This is a genomic window from Enterobacter cloacae complex sp. OE43NF (assembly GCF_023544405.1).
GTDB classification, from domain to species: domain Bacteria; phylum Pseudomonadota; class Gammaproteobacteria; order Enterobacterales; family Enterobacteriaceae; genus Enterobacter; species Enterobacter cloacae.
Map to the genome: position 1 here is coordinate 238,325 of NZ_JAMJFW010000001.1, position 18,731 is coordinate 257,055.

Consider the following 18,731-nt stretch of genomic DNA (forward strand, 5'->3'; position numbering starts at 1 on the left):
ACGGGGAGAGGGCCGGGGTGAGGGCATCACGCCGCACGTGCTTACAACTTCGCAAACACCTTACGCGCCGCGTCGATGGTGTTATTGATATCCTCTTCGCTGTGCGCCACGGACATAAAGCCAGCTTCAAAAGCAGACGGTGCCAGGTAGACGCCTTCTTCCAGCATCAGGTGGAAGAAACGCTTGAAGCGTTCAACGTCGCACTTCACCACATCCTGATAGCTTGTCACGGCTTGGGCTTCCGTGAAGAAGATCCCGAACATCCCGCCCACGTGGTTTACCACCAGCGGAATACCCGCCTCTTCAGCCGCTTCCAGCAGACCGTTTGCCAGCTGCGTCGTGCGCTCAGTCAGGGTTTCGTGAATGCCAGGCTGGGAGACTTCTGTCAGGCAGGCGAAGCCCGCCGCCATAGCAATCGGGTTACCGGAGAGCGTACCCGCCTGGTAAACCGGCCCCGTTGGTGCCAGGGCTTCCATCACATCCTTGCGCCCCCCGAACGCGCCCACCGGCATACCGCCGCCGATGATTTTGCCGAGACAGGTCAGATCCGGCTCTACGCCATAATATGACTGGGCACCCGCGAGCGCGACGCGGAAACCGGTCATCACTTCGTCGATAATCAGCAGCGCACCAAACTCATCGCACAGGGCGCGCAGGCCCGGCAGGAAATCGGGCTGCGGTGGAATGCAGTTCATGTTGCCCGCAACCGGCTCAACGATGATGCAGGCGATCTCCTGTGGATACTGCTCGAATGCCGCACGAACGGTGTTCAGATCGTTATAGGTGCAGGTGAGGGTGTGTTTCGCGAAATCAGCCGGTACGCCCGGGGAGTTTGGCTGGCCAAGGGTCAGTGCGCCGGAACCCGCTTTCACCAGCAGGCAGTCCGCATGACCGTGGTAGCAGCCTTCAAACTTGATGATTTTGTCACGACCGGTAAAGCCGCGCGCCAGACGAATAGCGCTCATGGTGGCTTCGGTACCGGAGTTCACCATACGCACCATGTCCATGGTTGGCACCAGCTCGGTCACCAGCTCCGCCATTTTGACTTCCATCTCGGTAGGCGCGCCGAAGCTCAGGCCGCGCTGGGCCGCTTCAATCACCGCATTGCGGATGGCAGGATGGTTGTGACCCAGCACCATCGGGCCCCAGGAGCCGACGTAATCGATATAGGCCTTGCCGTCGACATCAAACAGGTACGCGCCATCAGCACGTTCAATAAACAGCGGCGTTCCGCCTACGCCGGTAAAGGCGCGAACAGGCGAGTTCACGCCGCCCGGGATAAGCTCGCGGGCTGCACTGTAAAGGTTTTCAGACTTGCTCATGGCGTCGTTCCTGGTTCGTATAAAATGATTAAGCACACTATTCTAAGTGATCCGCGGAAGGTAATGAAATTTTTGCCCCCTTTCATTGCTAAACAATTTTTAAGTATTTTTCACGGGACGACCTGACGCACTCTGGTAAAATCCCTGCGGCGATTTGTATGACGAAAAGACATGGTAATGAAAGCAGACTCTCCCTCTTTTGAAGAACAACAGTTCCGACGCGCGCAACACCGGATCAGCATCCGGCGCTTGCTTAACCGCGATAAGACACCGCTGGCAATTTTACTGGCCGCCGCTGTAGTCGGTACGCTCGCCGGGCTGGCGGGCGTCGCCTTTGAAAAGGCAGTCAATGCGGTGCTGAACTGGCGTATTGGTACGGTGGCCGGTTTCGCCGACAAAGGATGGCTGGTCTGGGTCTGGGCGTTCGGGTTGTCCGCGCTATTTGCCATGGTGGGCTACTTTCTGGTGCGTAAATTTGCGCCGGAAGCGGGCGGTTCCGGGATCCCTGAAATTGAAGGCGCGCTGGAAGAGCTGCGCCCGGTGCGCTGGTGGCGCGTCATCCCGGTGAAGTTTATCGGCGGCATGGGAACGCTTGGTGCGGGTATGGTACTGGGCCGAGAGGGGCCAACCGTGCAGTTGGGCGGGAACGTCGGGCGCATGGTGGGGGATCTGTTCCGGATGCGCAGCGCGGAAGCGCGCCATACGCTGCTGGCGACAGGTGCCGCAGCGGGGCTTTCGGCGGCGTTTAACGCGCCGCTGGCGGGGATCCTGTTTATCATCGAAGAGATGCGCGCCCAGTTCCGTTACAACCTTATCTCGATCAAAGCGGTCTTTACCGGTGTGATCATGTCGAGCATTGTGTTTCGCATTTTCAATGGCGAAAGCCCGGTGATCGAAGTGGGCAAACTGACCAATGCGCCGGTCAACACGCTGTGGCTGTACCTGATCCTCGGCATGATATTCGGCATTGTCGGCCCGCTGTTTAACACTTTTATTCTGCGTATGCAGGATATGTTCCAGCGCATCCACGGCGGGAATACCACGAAGTGGGTGTTGATGGGCGGTCTGCTGGGCGGCCTGTGCGGCGTGCTGGGGTTCATTGAACCGAACGCGGCGGGGGGCGGGTTCGGGCTGATCCCGATTGCAGCTGCGGGCAACTTCAGCGTGGGTCTGCTTCTGTTTATGTTTATTTCTCGCGTCATCACGACGGTGCTCTGTTTTTCCTCCGGTGCGCCCGGCGGTATCTTTGCCCCGATGCTGGCGCTGGGGACGCTGCTTGGTACTGCCTTTGGCATGGCCGCTGAGGTCAGTTTTCCGGCATACCATCTGGATGCGGGCACCTTTGCCGTTGCCGGAATGGGGGCGCTGCTGGCGGCCTCCCTGCGCGCGCCGCTCACCGGCATCGTGCTGGTGCTGGAGATGACGGATAATTACCAGCTCATTTTGCCAATGATCATTACCTGTCTCGGCGCGACACTATTAGCCCAATTCCTGGGTGGAAAACCGCTATACTCCACCATTCTTGCACGCACCCTGGCGAAGCAGGAGGCAGAACGGGCCGCAATGCAGAATACTTGAATGAATTACCAGGGTATTAGATAATGACAAAAAGAATTGGGTGAATTTTACCCAATTGCAGTAGCAGTATTCATGGGAGCATAAGATGAGTGATGACGTAGCGTTGCCGCTGGAGTTTACCGAAGCAGCAGCCAACAAAGTGAAAACCCTGATTGCCGACGAAGACAATCCGGATCTGAAACTGCGTGTCTATATTACCGGTGGCGGCTGCAGCGGCTTCCAGTATGGTTTTACCTTTGACGACCAGGTTAACGACGGCGATATGACTATCGAGAAACAGGGCGTCGCGCTGGTGGTTGACCCGATGAGCCTGCAATATCTGGTGGGCGGTTCGGTAGATTACACAGAAGGTCTGGAAGGTTCACGCTTTGTGGTGACGAACCCAAATGCCACCAGCACCTGCGGGTGTGGGTCTTCGTTCAGTATTTAAGCGGGGGCGGGCTGATGCCCTCACACCGGCCCTCTCTCACAGGGAGAGGGAGAAAAGATTAAAAACGGTAACCTTGCGGTTACCGTTTTGCGTTTATCTTCCATTCTCATCCAGCGCGAACGTCGGCAATTTAAGGTGCCAGCGTATCGCCGCCAGACGTATCGCCAGCGTCACCACCATTCCCAGCATGGCTGAATTTTCCAGCGGTATCGCAAAGGTATAGTACGCCGTGGCGTGTACAATCCCGCCAATAATGCAGGCCGTAGCATAGATTTCGGTACGCAGGATCATCGGCACTTCTCGTGCCAGAATATCGCGAATAATCCCGCCGCCTACGCCAGTCAGCACGCCCATGCAGATGGCAACCATGGGCCCTGTACCCGCATTAAAGGCTTTATTCACCCCAATGCCGACAAACACAGCCAGCCCGACGGCATCCAGCACCGGGAGGATCCATTTTGGTAAGCGGCGGGGCTGGCGAACCAGCACGATGGTTAACAGGCAGGTGACCATCGCCACCACCAGATCGGTGGGATCTTTCACCCAAAATACCGGGCCATTATCCAGCGCCATATCGCGGATCGTTCCACCGCCTACGGCGGTCACCACGCCAAGCACCAGCACGCCAAACGGATCCATGCGCAGCTTTCCGGCGAGCAGGACGCCGGAGATAGCAAAAACGGCTGTGCCAAGAATATCCAGCCAATAAACGAGCATCGTTAAATCCTCGAGGGGGGTCTTATGTTAATGACTCTCGGCCAGTGCGGCACAGAGTTGTTTTGCGGCGAGGATAATACGCGGGCTGGCGCGTTCAAACCAGTCGCTGGTGAGGGGGATCACCGGAATTTTTAGCTGGCTTTGCCAGAATTGTTCAATTTTAGGAATCTCGCTCGCATTTCCGACCACAACGATCGCCTGTGGTCGGCGAGCCAGTACCTGTTCCCGACTGACCTGAGGCCACGGTATCCGGCTGGCCGCAAAGATATTTTCTCCGCCGCACACTTCCAGGACCTGATTCTGAATGGAGCCTTTCCCGGTGGTGAACAGCGGCTGGCTGCCAAACTGCAGAAAGATGCGCTTTTTAACGGGGGTATCGTATTTTGCTTTTAGTGCCGCATAGTCGCTGAGCAGTTGTTTTGCCGCATCCTCGGCTTTGGCCGGGGTTGGGCTGTAGGGCGCCAGAGCGCGTAACGCCTGCGCGACCTGCTCAATGCTCACGGCATCCACCCACATGACCTTGATCCCAAGCGACGTCAGTTGATTAACCTGCCGCTCTGCATTGCCGCCACGCCAGGCGAGCACGAGATCGGGCTTAAGCGCAACGATGCGCTCAAGGTTCATCCCTTGCCAGGTTGCGACCTGTTCAATTTGTGCGGCCTGGGGTGGGTAATTGGAAAAGCTGCTTACACCAACCGGGGTGATACCGGCAGCAAACGCCAGTTCGGTGTTAGCGGGGGAGAGGGTAATCACACGCGGCGCGGCGCAGAGCCAGGCCGGTGCGAGCAGAAGCAGGGCGACCAGCGCCCTGATGGCATGTTTAGCCACGAGCCAGTTTCTGCACAAGGCTCTCCACCATCACGGTGGACTGTTTTGCCGCGACAACCAGGAATTCGTCGAAGCTGATATGAGACTGCTGATCGGCCACGTCAGAGATGGCGCGGACCACCACGAACGGGACGTTGAAATTATGGCAAACGTGGGCAATCGCGGTCGCTTCCATCTCAACGGCGATAGCCTGCGGGAAGTTGTGACGGATTTTTGCCAGGCCGACGGAGCCATTGATGAAGGCATCACCGCTCACAATCAGGCCGCGTACGGCGTTGAGGTTCAGTTCAGCAATGCACTCTTCTGCCGCCGCAACCAGCTTATCGTCGGCCTTAAAGCCGGCCGGGCAACCCGGAAGCTGACCGTATTCGTAGCCGAATGCGGTAACGTCTGCATCGTGGTAACGCGCTTCATCGGAGACGACGATATCACCCACTTTCAGGGTCGGTGCCAGACCGCCTGCAGAGCCGGTGTTAACGATCACGTCTGGCTTGCAGCGCTCAAGCAACAGCGTTGCGCCCAGCGCAGCAGCAACCTTACCGATGCCTGATTTCAGCAGAGCCACGTCAACACCGTTCAGTTGACCGGTATAGATCTCACAACCCCCCAGAGAGAGAGTCTGACGGTTCTCAATTTTGTCACGCAGCAGCGTAACTTCTTCTTCCATTGCACCAATAATGCCGATTTTCATAGATTTACTCGCGATGTGCCTTGTTAAGATGCATAGTCTATCATGCGCTTAAGGGGAAACGCATTCTCACGCGGGGGAGCACATGTCACAGATCGATTTTCGCACCAAAATTAACTGGCACCGACGTTTCCGTTCGCCGCAGGGTGAAAAGAGCGAACATGAGATCCTGCGTATCTTCGAAAGCGATCGCGGGCGGATCATTAACTCGCCTGCCATTCGTCGTCTGCAGCAAAAGACCCAGGTGTTTCCGCTTGAGCGTAACGCTGCCGTGCGCACACGGCTTACCCACTCAATGGAAGTTCAGCAGGTGGGGCGCTACATTGCCAAAGAGATTTTAAGTCGCCTCAAAGAGCAGCGCTTGCTGGAAACCTACGGTCTGGATGAGTTGACCGGGCCCTTTGAAAGTATTGTTGAGATGGCCTGCCTGATGCACGACATCGGCAACCCGCCGTTTGGTCACTTTGGTGAGGCGGCGATCAACGACTGGTTCAGGCAGCGACTCTTCCCGTCGGATGCCGTCAGCCAGCCGCTCAGTGATGACCGCTGCGTGGTGCGGGATTTACGTCTGCGTGAAGGCGAAGACGGGCTAAACGATCTGCGTCGTAAAGTGCGTCAGGATCTCTGTCATTTTGAAGGCAATGCGCAGGGGATACGACTGGTGCACTCCCTGATGCGCATGAATCTGACCTGGGCACAGGTGGGATGCATCCTCAAATATACCCGTCCTGCCTGGTGGATGGGCGAAACGCCCGCTTCGCACAGCTATCTGATGAAAAAGCCCGGCTATTACCTCTCCGAAGAGGCCTATATTGAGCGGTTACGTAAAGAACTTTCATTGACTGCAAATGGCCGCTTCCCGTTGACGTGGATTATGGAAGCCGCCGATGACATCTCCTATTGCGTTGCTGACCTGGAAGACGCGGTTGAAAAAAGAATATTTAGCGTCGAGGAGCTTTATCAGCATCTTTATGATGCATGGGGGAAACATGAAAAAGGTTCGCTGTTTGCCCAGGTGGTCGAAAATGCCTGGGAAAAATCGCGTGCAAATACATTAAGCCGGAGCACCGAAGATCAGTTCTTTATGTATTTGCGGGTCAATACATTAAATAAACTGGTGCCTTACGCCGCCTCGCGCTTTATTGATAATTTGCCGATGATTTTTAGCGGCGAGTTCAATCATGCCTTGCTGGAGGATGACAGTAGCTTCAGCCAGTTGCTTGAGTTATATAAACATGTCGCGATGCGTCATGTATTCAGCCACCCCGATGTCGAACAGTTAGAGCTACAGGGATACCGGGTAATCAGCGGCTTACTGGAAATATATCGCCCTCTGCTGCAATTGTCGGTCGATGAATTCAGCGAGCTGGTGGAACAAGAGCGCGTGCGACGAATACCGATTGAGTCCCGGCTTTATCAGAAACTTTCTACCCGTCATCGTCTGGCTTACGTTGAAGCCATCGGCAAACTGGATCGCCACTCACCGCAGTGGCCGGTGCTCGAATATTATTATCGCTGTCGTCTCATCCAGGACTATATCAGCGGAATGACCGATTTGTATGCCTGGGATGAGTACCGCAAGCTGATGGCGGTGGAATAATCCCGGAGTTTTGTAAAGACGACCAATAAATTTTTACTTTTTCCATAAACTTATCGCCGGAACTAAGCGGTATAAAACGAATCTGAGTTACACAGCAATTTTGCGTTATCTGTAAATCGAGATTGAGAAACATGAAAAAAACCACATTAGCAATGAGTGCACTGGCTCTGAGTTTAGGTTTAGCGCTGTCTCCTCTGACTGCTACTGCAGCCGAGACCGCGTCGTCGGCAGCAACCGCGCAGCAGATGCCAAGCCTGGCACCGATGCTCGAAAAAGTGATGCCATCGGTGGTGAGTATTAACGTTGAGGGCAGCACGACCGTCAATACGCCGCGTATGCCGCGTAACTTCCAGCAGTTCTTCGGCGATAACTCGCCGTTCTGCCAGGACGGTTCGCCATTCCAGAGTTCTCCGTTCTGTCAGGGCGGTGGTGCAGGGGATGACGGCCAGGGCGGCGGCCAGCAGCAGAAATTCATGGCGCTTGGCTCGGGGGTTATTATTGATGCCGCGAAAGGGTATGTCGTTACCAACAACCACGTGGTGGATAACGCCAACAGCATTAAGGTTCAGCTGAGCGACGGGCGTAAATTTGACGCCAAAGTGGTGGGCAAGGACCCACGCTCTGATATCGCACTGATCCAGATTCAGGATCCTAAAAACCTGACGGCGATTAAAATTGCCGACTCCGACGCGCTGCGTGTCGGTGACTACACCGTGGCCATCGGTAACCCGTTCGGTCTGGGCGAAACCGTGACCTCGGGGATTGTTTCAGCGCTGGGCCGTAGCGGTCTGAACGCGGAGAACTATGAAAACTTCATCCAGACGGATGCGGCGATCAACCGCGGTAACTCCGGCGGTGCGCTGGTGAACCTGAACGGTGAGCTGATTGGTATTAACACTGCCATCCTGGCACCGGACGGCGGCAACATCGGTATCGGTTTTGCTATCCCAAGTAACATGGTGAAAAACCTGACCGCGCAGATGGTGCAGTACGGCCAGGTGAAACGCGGTGAGCTGGGTATCATGGGTACCGAGCTGAACTCTGAGCTGGCGAAAGCGATGAAAGTTGACGCCCAGCGCGGCGCGTTCGTGAGCCAGGTTATGCCGAACTCCTCCGCAGCAAAAGCGGGGATTAAAGCCGGGGATGTGATCACCTCCCTGAACGGTAAACCGATCAGCAGTTTTGCCGCCCTGCGTGCCGAAGTGGGTTCAATGCCAATTGGCAGCAAAGTCACCCTCGGCCTGCTGCGTGACGGTAAGGCGGTTAACGTGAGTCTGGAGCTGCAGCAGAGCAGCCAGAATCAGGTTGATTCCAGCACCATCTTCAGCGGTATTGAAGGGGCGGAGATGAGCAACAAAGGTGCAGATAAAGGCGTGGTGGTGAATAACGTGAAAGCGAATTCCCCGGCAGCCCGTATCGGCCTGAAAAAAGGTGATGTGATCATGGGTGCTAACCAGCAGCCAGTGAAAAACATCGCTGAACTGCGTAAAATTCTCGACAGCAAACCATCCGTGCTGGCGCTGAATATTCAGCGTGGTGATACCTCTATCTACCTCCTGATGCAGTAATCCTCGTAAGCCCCTGCGTGATGTAAGCAGGGGCTTTTTTGTTTCTGTGACCCTTCCCACAAGTCCATACTTCACTGCCTGATTTTGTGCATTCGCACAATGCGACCGTAACCGAACTCCCCTATGCTTGAGCTCTGCTCACAGGAGGGTTACATGGCTGGCTGGCATCTTGATACCAAAATGGCGCAGGATATCGTGGCGCGCACCATGCGCATCATCGATACCAATATCAACGTAATGGATGCCCGCGGGCGCATTATTGGCAGCGGCGATCGCGAGCGTATTGGGGAATTGCACGAAGGTGCACTGCTGGTGCTTTCCCAGGGGCGGGTCGTGGATATCAATGATGCCGTGGCGAAACACCTGCACGGCGTCCGTCAGGGCATCAATTTACCGCTGCGCCTTGAAGGGGAAATTGTTGGCGTAATAGGCCTGACCGGTGAACCCGAATCACTGCGTAAATATGGCGAGCTGGTCTGCATGACGGCGGAGATGATGCTGGAGCAGTCGCGCCTGATGCACCTGCTGGCCCAGGACAGCCGTCTGCGCGAAGAGCTGGTGATGAACCTGATTCAGGCAGAGGAGCATACGCCTGCGCTGAGCGAGTGGGCGCAGCGTCTGGGTATTGACCTGAACCAACCGCGCGTCGTGGCGGTGATTGAGGTGGATAGCGGCCAGCTGGGGGTCGATAGCGCGATGGCTGAATTGCAGCAGCTACAAAACGCGCTGGCAACGCCGGAGCGCGACAACCTGGTGGCGATTGTATCCCTGACGGAAATGGTGGTGCTCAAGCCGGCGCTTAACGCGTTCGGTCGCTGGGATGCGGAAGATCACCGTCGTCGTGTGGAGCAGTTAATTTCCCGTATGAAAGAGAATGGTCAGCTGCGTTTTCGCGTCGCCCTGGGGAATTACTTTACCGGGCCTGGCAGTATCGCCCGCTCATGGCGTACGGCGCGTACCACGATGATGGTGGGTAAACAGCGAATGCCGGAAAGCCGCAGCTATTTTTATCAGGATCTGATGCTGCCGGTACTGCTCGACAGCCTGCGCGGTGGCTGGCAGGCCAATGAGCTGGCGCGTCCGCTCGCGCGTCTGAAAGCGATGGACAACAATGGCCTGCTGCGCCGGACGCTACAGGCGTGGTTCCGGCATAACGTGCAGCCGCTGGCGACGTCGAAAGCGCTGTTCATTCACCGCAACACGCTGGAGTATCGGCTCAACCGGATTTCGGAGCTGACAGGGCTGGATCTGGGAAGTTTTGACGACAGACTGCTGCTGTATGTGGCGTTGCAGCTGGATGAACAGCGATGATGCTGTTTGCCGGGTGGCGGCTTCGCCTTACCCGGCCTACATGATGGTTTTCTCCCTCTCCCTGTGGGAGAGGGCCGGGGTGAGGGCATCAGGCCGCACCCAACTTATTTGTTACGCGTTAATTTCTCAAGATCCGCTTCAATCTCGCTGATCTTATTAGTCACAACGCTTTCAAGGTGACGCAGATCGTCAAGGATCTTACGCTTGAGATCTACTTCGCTACGGTCGCGCTGGCAGATCTGATCGAGTTCATCGATCACATAACGCAGGTTGGGGCTGATTTCCTGAACCTCTTTGTATCCCTGTCCTACACCGTCTGCGACGACGGTCTTACGCTGGCGTGGATATTTAAACTTCACGCTCTTGGCGAAAAACTCTCCTTTGTCCTTGTGAAAATAGATTTTTAAAATGTCGTTGTTGGCTTCCTGGCGAAGGCTGTAACGATCAATTTCATCAGGATTGGTAATGCCCAGACTTTTCAGATTATCGTACATAGCGGTACCCTTGATCTCAACATAACCTTTGAATAATTAACGAAAAAATCTATTTTCGCCACCCTCAGATATGAAAAAAGCGGGGTTGCCCCCGCTTTTTGTTATATCCGATTAATCGATGGTGCGCAGCAATTCGTTGATGCCCACTTTACCGCGGGTTTTCGCGTCCACTTTCTTCACGATAACCGCACAGTACAGGCTGTACTTACCATCTTTAGACGGCAGGTTGCCGGAAACAACCACGGAGCCTGCCGGAACACGGCCGTAATGGATTTCGCCGGTTTCACGGTCGTAAATACGGGTGCTCTGACCGATGTAAACGCCCATGGAGATCACTGAGCCTTCTTCAACGATCACGCCTTCTACCACTTCAGAGCGCGCGCCGATGAAGCAGTTGTCTTCGATGATGGTTGGGTTAGCCTGCAGGGGTTCCAGTACGCCACCGATGCCGACGCCGCCGGACAGGTGAACGTTTTTACCGATCTGCGCGCAGGAGCCCACGGTAGCCCAGGTATCCACCATGGTACCTTCGTCTACATAGGCACCGATGTTTACGTAGGATGGCATCAGTACGGTGTTACGGGCGATGAACGCGCCCTGACGCACCGCAGCAGGTGGCACTACGCGGAAGCCTTCTTTCTGGAAACGCGCTTCGTCGTAATCAGCGAATTTCATTGGCACTTTATCGAAGTAGCGGCTTTCAGCTCCGTCGATAACCTGGTTATCGTTGATACGGAAAGAGAGCAGCACGGCTTTCTTCAGCCATTGATGAGTGACCCACTGACCGTCGATTTTTTCTGCTACACGCAGCGCGCCGGAATCCAGCAGAGAAATCACCTGGTTAACCGCTTCGCGGGTAACGGTATCCACATTTGCCGGGGTAATCTCGGCGCGACGCTCAAAAGCGGACTCAATAACGTTCTGTAACTGCTGCATTGTTTACTCTTTCCATTTCACTAAAAAACACGTCACCCTTTATCGTTTGGATTGAGGGCTGCTGTCAACCGTTGTTGCACTTCAAGTTGCAGGTCATTATTAAGGGCACGCCGGTCCGCTGTTGCGATTATAAATAAATCTTCTACTCGCTCGCCAATGGTTGTAATTCGGGCCCCGTGAAGCGAAATTCCCAGATCGGCAAAGACCTGGCCGACGCGGGCGAGCAGACCTGGCTGATCCAGGGCAATGAGCTCCAGGAACGATTTACGATCGGTGTGGGTCGGCAGGAAATTGACCTCGGTATCGACGGTAAAGTGGCGCAGTTTCGCGGGCTGACGACGCGGCTGCGGCGGCTGCCAGCTGCGCTGAGTGATGGCCTGCTCCAGACCAAAACGTATCCCCTCATGACGATCCGACGACAGCGGGCTGCCGTCCGGCTCCAGCACAATAAAGGTGTCCATCGCCATGCCGTCGCGGGTGGTGAAAATCTGCGCGTCGTGCACGCTCAGGTTTCGTCTGTCCAGTTCAGCGCATACCGCAGCAAACAGATAAGGGCGGTCCGGGCTCCAGATAAAGATCTCTGTACCACCGCGCGTCGCCTGCGGGCTGAGCAGGATCATCGGCTGCGACAAATCATGCTGCAGCAGATGCCGCGCATGCCAGGCGAGTTGGTTTGGGCTGTGACGGACAAAGTAGTTGGCACGACAGCGGGCCCAAATCTGATGCAACGCCTCTTCATCAATGTTGTCCATCCGCAGCAGGGCCAGAGCCTGCAGCTGATGGTGGCGCACGCGCTCGCGCATGTCCGGCGTGTTTTGCATTCCGCGGCGCAGCTGTTTTTCGGTCGCAAAGTACAGTTCACGCAGCAGGCTCTGCTTCCAGCTGTTCCACAGCGTTTCGTTGGTGGCGCAGATATCGGCCACCGTCAGGCAGACCAGATAGCGCAGACGGTTTTCTGTTTGTACCTCTTCTGCAAACTGCTTGATCACTTCAGGGTCCTGAATGTCACGACGCTGTGCGGTGACCGACATCAGCAGGTGATGGCGCACCAGCCAGGCCACCAGCTGTGTTTCACGTGAGTTCAGACCGTGCAGTTCGGCAAATTTCAGGACGTCCTGCGCGCCGAGCACCGAGTGGTCACCGCCGCGGCCTTTGGCGATATCGTGGAACAGGGCGGCAATCAGGATCAGCTCCGGATGGGTCAGCCGTGGCCACAGCTCAACGCACAGCGGGTGGCGGGAGCGCGTCTCTTCTTTCGCAAAACTCTCCAGCTTGAGCATGACACGGATCGTGTGTTCATCCACCGTATAGGCATGGAACAGATCGAACTGCATCTGCCCGACAATGTGCGACCATTGCGGCATATAGGCCCACAGTACGCTGTGACGGTGCATTGGCAGCAGTCCGCGACTGACGGCGCCCGGATGGCGGAGCATGCTCAGGAACAGCGAACGCGCTTCCGGGATATAGCACAGCGGCTGCGTCAGATGGCGTCGCGCATGGCGCAAATGGCGCAGGGTGGTGGAGTAGATCCCGGTGATCGTGCTGTTGCGGACCATGGTGTAGAACATCCGCAGGATCGCTTCCGGCTCGCGCATAAACAGCGTTTCGTCGCGCAGATCGATAAGCGTACCGCGTAGCTGAAACTCGTCATCAATGGGGCGCGGTTTTTCGTCGGCCGTCAGCGCCAGAATAGCTTCGTCGAACAGCTGCAATAACATCTGGTTGAGTTCGGTAACGCGTCGGGTCACGCGGAAGAAATCCTTCATCATGTGCTCAACCGGTTCGTTACCCTCGCCGCTGTAGTGAAGGCGCTGGGCCACGCTGAGCTGGCGGTCGAACAACAGACGGTTATCGTAGCGATTAAGTTCAAGATGGAGGGCAAAACGAATGCGCCACAGTAGATGCAGACACTCGTTGAGCTCGTTTCGCTCGGCTTCGGTTAAAAAGCCAAAACCCACCATTTCATCCAGCGAGGTGGCGCCAAAGTGGCGACGGGCTACCCACTGTAATGTGTGGATATCGCGCAGGCCGCCGGGGCTGCTTTTGATATCCGGTTCAAGGTTATAGCTTGTGCCGTGATAGCGCTGGTGGCGCTGATTTTGTTCCTCGACCTTAGCGGCGAAGAACTTTTCTGATGGCCAGAAGCCGTCGCTGAAAATGTGTTTTTGCAGTTCCAGGAACAGCGCGACGTCGCCGATCAGCAGGCGGGTTTCAATCAGGTTGGTGGCAACGGTCAGATCCGATAGCCCCTCCAGCAGGCACTCTTCCAGGGTGCGTACGCTGTGGCCGACTTCCAGTTTCACATCCCAGAGCAGCGTCAGCAATTCGCCAATCTTCTGCGCCTGTTCGTCCGGCAGCTTTTTGCGGCTTAAGATCAGCAGGTCAATATCGGAAAGCGGATGCAGCTCACCGCGGCCATAGCCCCCGACGGCAACCAGCGCCACGTCGCTGACCTGCCCGAATCCGTACTCAATCCACAGGCGTTGCAGAAGCTGGTCAATAAATTCGGTGCGTGCTTCAATGAGCTGTTCGGCGGAAATGCCCGCATCAAACGCGCTTCCCAGCCAGCGCTGGAAGACATCCATATGGGCTTTGATGCCGGCACAGCTCAGCTCGTGCTGCGGCCAGACGCCCGGGTTATCGGGCTGGTCGGGAAGGGTGGGAAGTGCTGTGTTAGCATACTGTTCGGGTAATAGATTACTCATCGTGCGCCACCCATAAGAAAAAGCTATCGCCATTAAAAAAGCCGGCATTTGCCGGCTTTTTTATCATTCATCGTGCGTCAGTATTGCCGGGATGGTGTCATCCTTGCGCAACGTCATAATTTCGCAGCCGTTGTCTGTTACCACAATAGTATGCTCGTACTGTGCAGACAAGCTTCTGTCTTTGGTTTTCACCGTCCAGCCATCTTTCATGGTACGGATACGGTAGTCACCCGCGTTGACCATCGGCTCGATGGTGAAGGTCATCCCTTTTTGCAGCACCACGCCGCCGTCATCCGCATCGTAGTGCAGAACCTGCGGCTCTTCGTGGAAGACGCGGCCAATGCCGTGACCACAATATTCGCGAACCACGGAGAAACCTTCCGCTTCGACAAACTTCTGGATAGCGGCACCAATGGTGCGCAGGCGAATGCCCGGTTTCACCATCTTCAGCGCCAGGTAGAGGCTCTCCTGCGTCACTTTACACAGGCGCTCACCCAGGATGGTTGGCTTGCCCACGATAAACATCTTCGAGGTGTCACCGTGGTAATCATCTTTAATGACGGTGACGTCGATGTTGACGATGTCGCCATCTTTCAGCAGTTTTTCGTCATCCGGAATACCGTGGCACACCACTTCATTTATAGAAATGCAGACGGATTTCGGGAAACCGTGGTAGCCGAGGCAGGCGGAGACCGCGTGCTGCTCGTTAACGATATAGTCGTTACAGATGCGGTCCAGCTCGCCGGTGCTGACGCCCGGTTTCACGAACGGCTCGATCATTTCCAGCACTTCCGCGGCCAGACGACCGGCGACGCGCATCTTTTCAATTTCTTCAGGGGTCTTAATAGAGATAGCCATGTAATCTGTCCATCGGTGTCGATTTTTTCGACAATACTAGTCTAAGTACCGTTAATGGTATCAGTCAGGCGCACCCCGTGCCAAACTGAGAATCATTAACAGCACACTACGCCAACAATTATTGGTTTCTGGTCGTGATTTGTGGTATAAAGCGCGCCGGACTTCCGATCCATCTCAGATACACAGGCTGGACGGGAGCGATATATCTCACTTTGTGTAACAACACACACGTATCGGCACATATTCCGGGGTGCCCTTCGGGGTCGGTAATATGGGATACGTGGAGGCATAACCCCAACTTTCAATATAGAGGTTTTAAACATGGCAACTGTTTCCATGCGCGACATGCTCAAGGCTGGTGTTCACTTCGGTCACCAGACCCGTTACTGGAACCCGAAAATGAAGCCTTTCATCTTCGGCGCGCGTAACAAAGTTCACATCATCAACCTTGAGAAAACTGTACCAATGTTCAACGAAGCCCTGGCTGAGCTGAACAAGATCGCTTCCCGTAAAGGTAAGATTCTGTTCGTTGGTACTAAGCGCGCTGCAAGCGAAGCTGTGAAAGATGCTGCTAACAGCTGCGACCAGTTCTTCGTGAACCATCGCTGGTTGGGCGGCATGCTGACCAACTGGAAAACTGTTCGTCAGTCCATCAAGCGCCTGAAAGATCTGGAAACCCAGTCTCAGGACGGTACTTTCGACAAGCTGACTAAGAAAGAAGCGCTGATGCGCACTCGTGAGCTGGACAAGCTGGAAAACAGCCTGGGCGGTATCAAAGATATGGGCGGCCTGCCAGACGCGCTGTTCGTAATCGATGCAGACCACGAGCACATCGCAATCAAAGAAGCTAACAACCTGGGTATCCCGGTATTCGCTATCGTTGATACCAACTCCGATCCGGACGGTGTTGACTTCGTTATCCCGGGTAACGACGACGCAATCCGTGCTGTTAGCCTGTACCTGAGCGCTGTAGCTGCTACCGTTCGTGAAGGCCGTTCCCAGGATCTGGCTTCTCAGGCGGAAGAAAGCTTCGTAGAAGCTGAATAATAAGGTTTCACCCCTTATTAGTACCGTGTATGAATAGGGGCCCATTATCGGCCCCTTTTTTCAATTTATACTGTTTGGCCGCAGGCCGGGCAGTTCACATCTCCCGAGGATTTAAGAATGGCTGAAATTACCGCATCCCTGGTAAAAGAGCTGCGCGAGCGTACTGGCGCAGGCATGATGGATTGCAAAAAAGCGCTGACTGAAGCGAACGGCGACATCGAGCTGGCAATCGAAAACATGCGTAAATCCGGTGCGATCAAAGCAGCTAAAAAAGCAGGCAACGTTGCTGCTGACGGCGTGATCATCACTAAAATCGACGGCAACTACGGCATCATTCTGGAAGTTAACTGCCAGACTGACTTCGTTGCTAAAGATGGTGGTTTCCAGGCATTTGCTAACAAAGTTCTGGACGCAGCTGTTGCTGGCAAAATCACTGACGTTGAAGTTCTGAAAGCACAGTTCGAAGAAGAACGTGTTGCGCTGGTTGCTAAAATCGGTGAGAACATCAACATCCGTCGCGTAGCGTCCCTGGAAGGCGACGTTCTGGGTTCTTACCAGCACGGTGCGCGTATCGGTGTTCTGGTTGCGGCTAAAGGCGCTGACGAAGAGCTGGTTAAACAGCTGGCAATGCACATCGCTGCAAGCAAACCAGAATTCGTTAAACCAGAAGACGTGTCTGCTGAAGTGGTAGAGAAAGAGTACCAGGTTCAGCTGGACATCGCGATGCAGTCTGGTAAGCCAAAAGAAATCGCAGAGAAAATGGTTGAAGGCCGCATGAAGAAATTCACCGGCGAAGTTTCTCTGACTGGCCAGCCTTTCGTTATGGATCCAAGCAAATCCGTTGCTCAGCTGCTGAAAGAGCACAACGCTGACGTAACTGGCTTCATCCGCTTCGAAGTGGGCGAAGGCATCGAGAAAGTTGAGACTGACTTCGCAGCAGAAGTTGCTGCAATGTCCAAGCAGTCTTAATGATGAAAAAGGAGCCGCCTGAGGGCGGCTTCTTTTTGTCACCCGTCAGACGAAAATCAGACAGGATCCCGTATCGCTGTGCTGGTATGCGACTTACTATGTCGCCAGAATTAACCCCCATCTTAATCGTTGACAGTCTCAGGAAAGAAACATGGCTACCAATGCAAAACCCGTGTACAAACGCATTCTGCTTAAGCTGAGTGGCGAAGCGCTGCAGGGATCGGAAGGCTTCGGTATTGACGCAAGCATTCTCGACCGCATGGCACAGGAGATCAAAGAACTTGTCGAACTGGGTATTCAGGTCGGCGTGGTCATTGGCGGTGGCAACCTTTTCCGTGGTGCTGGTCTGGCGAAAGCGGGGATGAACCGCGTTGTGGGCGACCATATGGGTATGCTGGCAACCGTGATGAACGGTCTGGCAATGCGTGATGCGTTGCATCGTGCCTATGTGAATGCCCGCCTGATGTCCGCTATTCCTTTGAATGGCGTTTGCGATAACTACAGCTGGGCAGAAGCGATCAGCCTGCTGCGCAACAACCGCGTGGTGATCCTCTCCGCCGGTACGGGTAACCCGTTCTTTACAACCGATTCCGCTGCCTGCCTGCGCGGTATCGAAATCGAAGCCGATGTGGTGCTGAAAGCAACCAAAGTGGATGGCGTGTTTACCGCCGACCCGGCAAAAGATCCCTCTGCCACCATGTACGATCAGCTGTCCTACAGCGAAGTGCTGGAAAAAGAGCTGAAAGTGATGGATCTTGCCGCCTTCACGCTGGCTCGCGACCACAAACTGCCGATCCGTGTCTTCAATATGAATAAGCCTGGCGCACTGCGCCGCGTGGTCATGGGCGAAAAAGAAGGCACATTGATCACGGAATAATTTCCGTCGGCGATAAATACAGGTAAGATTCCGCTTTATTTTGAAGTGGTATCTTACCCGGACGCGCCATTGGCGTTGTCATGAATTAAACGCGACTATACTTAGCACACCTGTAGCACTGTGCTGGCGGATAGTCTGCCTGAGACAAGTTTTCAAGGATTCGTAACGTGATTAACGACATCAGAAAAGATGCTGAAGTACGCATGGAAAAATGCGTAGAAGCGTTCAAAACCCAAATCAGCAAAATCCGTACTGGCCGTGCTTCTCCAAGCCTGCTGGATGGCATCATCGTAGAGTACTACGGTACGCCTACCCCTCTGCGCCAGCTGGCGAGCGTGACCGTGGAAGATACCCGTACGCTGAAAATCAACGTGTTCGATCGCTCTATGGGCCCGGCAGTTGAGAAAGCGATCATGGCATCTGACCTCGGTCTGAACCCAAGCTCTGCGGGTGCTGATATCCGTGTTCCACTGCCTCCACTGACCGAAGAGCGTCGTAAAGACCTGATCAAAGTCGTGCGTGGCGAAGCTGAGCAGGGTCGTGTTTCCGTGCGTAACGTCCGTCGCGACGCTAACGATAAAGTGAAAGCGCTGCTGAAAGAAAAAGAGATCAGTGAAGATGACGATCGTCGTTCACAGGACGATATTCAGAAAATGACTGACGCTGCCATCAAGAAAATTGATGCGGCGCTGGCAGATAAAGAAGCGGAACTGATGCAGTTCTGATTTCTGTCTTACACTGATAAACGCCGTTCAGAGGGACTTCGGGTCTTGCTGGCGGCGTTTTGCTTTTATCTGGTC

The 18,731-nt window shown here is 54.9% G+C and carries 17 protein-coding genes; 9 read left to right on the forward strand and 8 right to left on the reverse strand.

The features are described from left to right. Positions 1-41: 41 nt before the first annotated feature. Positions 42-1,322 (reverse strand): glutamate-1-semialdehyde 2,1-aminomutase, encoded by a 1,281-nt coding sequence (gene hemL / locus M8370_RS01090; RefSeq protein WP_061772297.1) that lies wholly within the window; start codon positions 1,320-1,322, stop codon positions 42-44. Between the two features lie 177 nt (positions 1,323-1,499). Between hemL and clcA the strand changes: the two genes are divergently transcribed. Further along, a complete protein-coding gene (gene clcA / locus M8370_RS01095) occupies positions 1,500-2,900 on the forward strand; it encodes a H(+)/Cl(-) exchange transporter ClcA (RefSeq protein ID WP_023620753.1) in 1,401 nt (466 codons plus the stop codon). 85 nt (positions 2,901-2,985) lie between these two features. Then, a complete protein-coding gene (erpA, locus tag M8370_RS01100) occupies positions 2,986-3,330 on the forward strand; it encodes an iron-sulfur cluster insertion protein ErpA (protein WP_013095643.1) in 345 nt (114 codons plus the stop codon). Positions 3,331-3,423: 93 nt separating this feature from the next. On the opposite strand, the gene M8370_RS01105 is transcribed toward erpA, so the two are convergent. From M8370_RS01105 to mtnN, 3 genes are read right to left on the reverse strand one after another with little or no spacing between them, the layout of a single operon-like run. Then, positions 3,424-4,047, reverse strand: coding sequence for a TRIC cation channel family protein (locus M8370_RS01105; protein ID WP_013095644.1), 624 nt, complete (start codon positions 4,045-4,047; stop codon positions 3,424-3,426). A 27-nt stretch (positions 4,048-4,074) separates the two neighbouring features. Further along, positions 4,075-4,875, reverse strand: coding sequence for a vitamin B12 ABC transporter substrate-binding protein BtuF (gene btuF / locus M8370_RS01110; protein ID WP_047023380.1), 801 nt, complete (start codon positions 4,873-4,875; stop codon positions 4,075-4,077). Then, a complete protein-coding gene (mtnN, locus tag M8370_RS01115) occupies positions 4,868-5,566 on the reverse strand; it encodes a 5'-methylthioadenosine/S-adenosylhomocysteine nucleosidase (protein WP_013095646.1) in 699 nt (232 codons plus the stop codon). Before mtnN ends, btuF begins: the two co-directional genes overlap by 8 nt. Before the next feature lie 82 nt (positions 5,567-5,648). Here mtnN and dgt point away from each other — a divergent pair, with 82 nt between their 5' ends. From dgt to cdaR, 3 genes are all read left to right on the forward strand, one after another. After that, positions 5,649-7,163 carry a dGTPase gene (dgt, locus tag M8370_RS01120; RefSeq protein WP_013095647.1) on the forward strand — a complete coding sequence of 505 codons (1,515 nt, stop codon included), beginning with the start codon at positions 5,649-5,651 and terminating at the stop codon, positions 7,161-7,163. Positions 7,164-7,294: 131 nt separating this feature from the next. Continuing rightward, positions 7,295-8,731 carry a serine endoprotease DegP gene (gene degP / locus M8370_RS01125; protein ID WP_013095648.1) on the forward strand — a complete coding sequence of 479 codons (1,437 nt, stop codon included), beginning with the start codon at positions 7,295-7,297 and terminating at the stop codon, positions 8,729-8,731. A 153-nt stretch (positions 8,732-8,884) separates the two neighbouring features. Continuing rightward, positions 8,885-10,042: a DNA-binding transcriptional regulator CdaR gene (gene cdaR, locus M8370_RS01130; protein WP_250020382.1), complete on the forward strand. Its 1,158-nt coding sequence runs from the start codon at positions 8,885-8,887 to the stop codon at positions 10,040-10,042. A 104-nt stretch (positions 10,043-10,146) separates the two neighbouring features. Here the strand turns inward: cdaR and M8370_RS01135 are convergent, their stop codons facing one another. The 4 genes from M8370_RS01135 to map all read right to left on the reverse strand — a co-directional run bounded on the left by M8370_RS01135 (position 10,147) and on the right by map (position 15,038). Continuing rightward, a complete protein-coding gene (locus M8370_RS01135) occupies positions 10,147-10,536 on the reverse strand; it encodes a DUF3461 family protein (RefSeq protein ID WP_095907354.1) in 390 nt (129 codons plus the stop codon). A 111-nt stretch (positions 10,537-10,647) separates the two neighbouring features. Then, positions 10,648-11,472 carry a 2,3,4,5-tetrahydropyridine-2,6-dicarboxylate N-succinyltransferase gene (gene dapD / locus M8370_RS01140; RefSeq protein WP_013095650.1) on the reverse strand — a complete coding sequence of 275 codons (825 nt, stop codon included), beginning with the start codon at positions 11,470-11,472 and terminating at the stop codon, positions 10,648-10,650. Between the two features lie 32 nt (positions 11,473-11,504). Next, entirely contained in the window at positions 11,505-14,180 is a 2,676-nt protein-coding gene (gene glnD, locus M8370_RS01145; RefSeq protein ID WP_013095651.1) for a bifunctional uridylyltransferase/uridylyl-removing protein GlnD, read from the reverse strand. 63 nt (positions 14,181-14,243) lie between these two features. Then, a complete protein-coding gene (map, locus tag M8370_RS01150; protein WP_013095652.1) occupies positions 14,244-15,038 on the reverse strand; it encodes a type I methionyl aminopeptidase in 795 nt (264 codons plus the stop codon). A gap of 321 nt (positions 15,039-15,359) precedes the next feature. Between map and rpsB the strand changes: the two genes are divergently transcribed. The 4 genes from rpsB to frr all read left to right on the forward strand — a co-directional run bounded on the left by rpsB (position 15,360) and on the right by frr (position 18,656). Beyond that, positions 15,360-16,085, forward strand: coding sequence for a 30S ribosomal protein S2 (gene rpsB, locus M8370_RS01155; RefSeq protein ID WP_013095653.1), 726 nt, complete (start codon positions 15,360-15,362; stop codon positions 16,083-16,085). 117 nt (positions 16,086-16,202) lie between these two features. Then, entirely contained in the window at positions 16,203-17,054 is an 852-nt protein-coding gene (gene tsf / locus M8370_RS01160; protein ID WP_008501911.1) for a translation elongation factor Ts, read from the forward strand. 151 nt (positions 17,055-17,205) lie between these two features. Continuing rightward, positions 17,206-17,931 (forward strand): UMP kinase, encoded by a 726-nt coding sequence (gene pyrH, locus M8370_RS01165; protein ID WP_003856194.1) that lies wholly within the window; start codon positions 17,206-17,208, stop codon positions 17,929-17,931. 167 nt (positions 17,932-18,098) lie between these two features. Then, positions 18,099-18,656, forward strand: coding sequence for a ribosome recycling factor (frr, locus tag M8370_RS01170; RefSeq protein WP_008501909.1), 558 nt, complete (start codon positions 18,099-18,101; stop codon positions 18,654-18,656). Positions 18,657-18,731 lie beyond the last annotated feature (75 nt).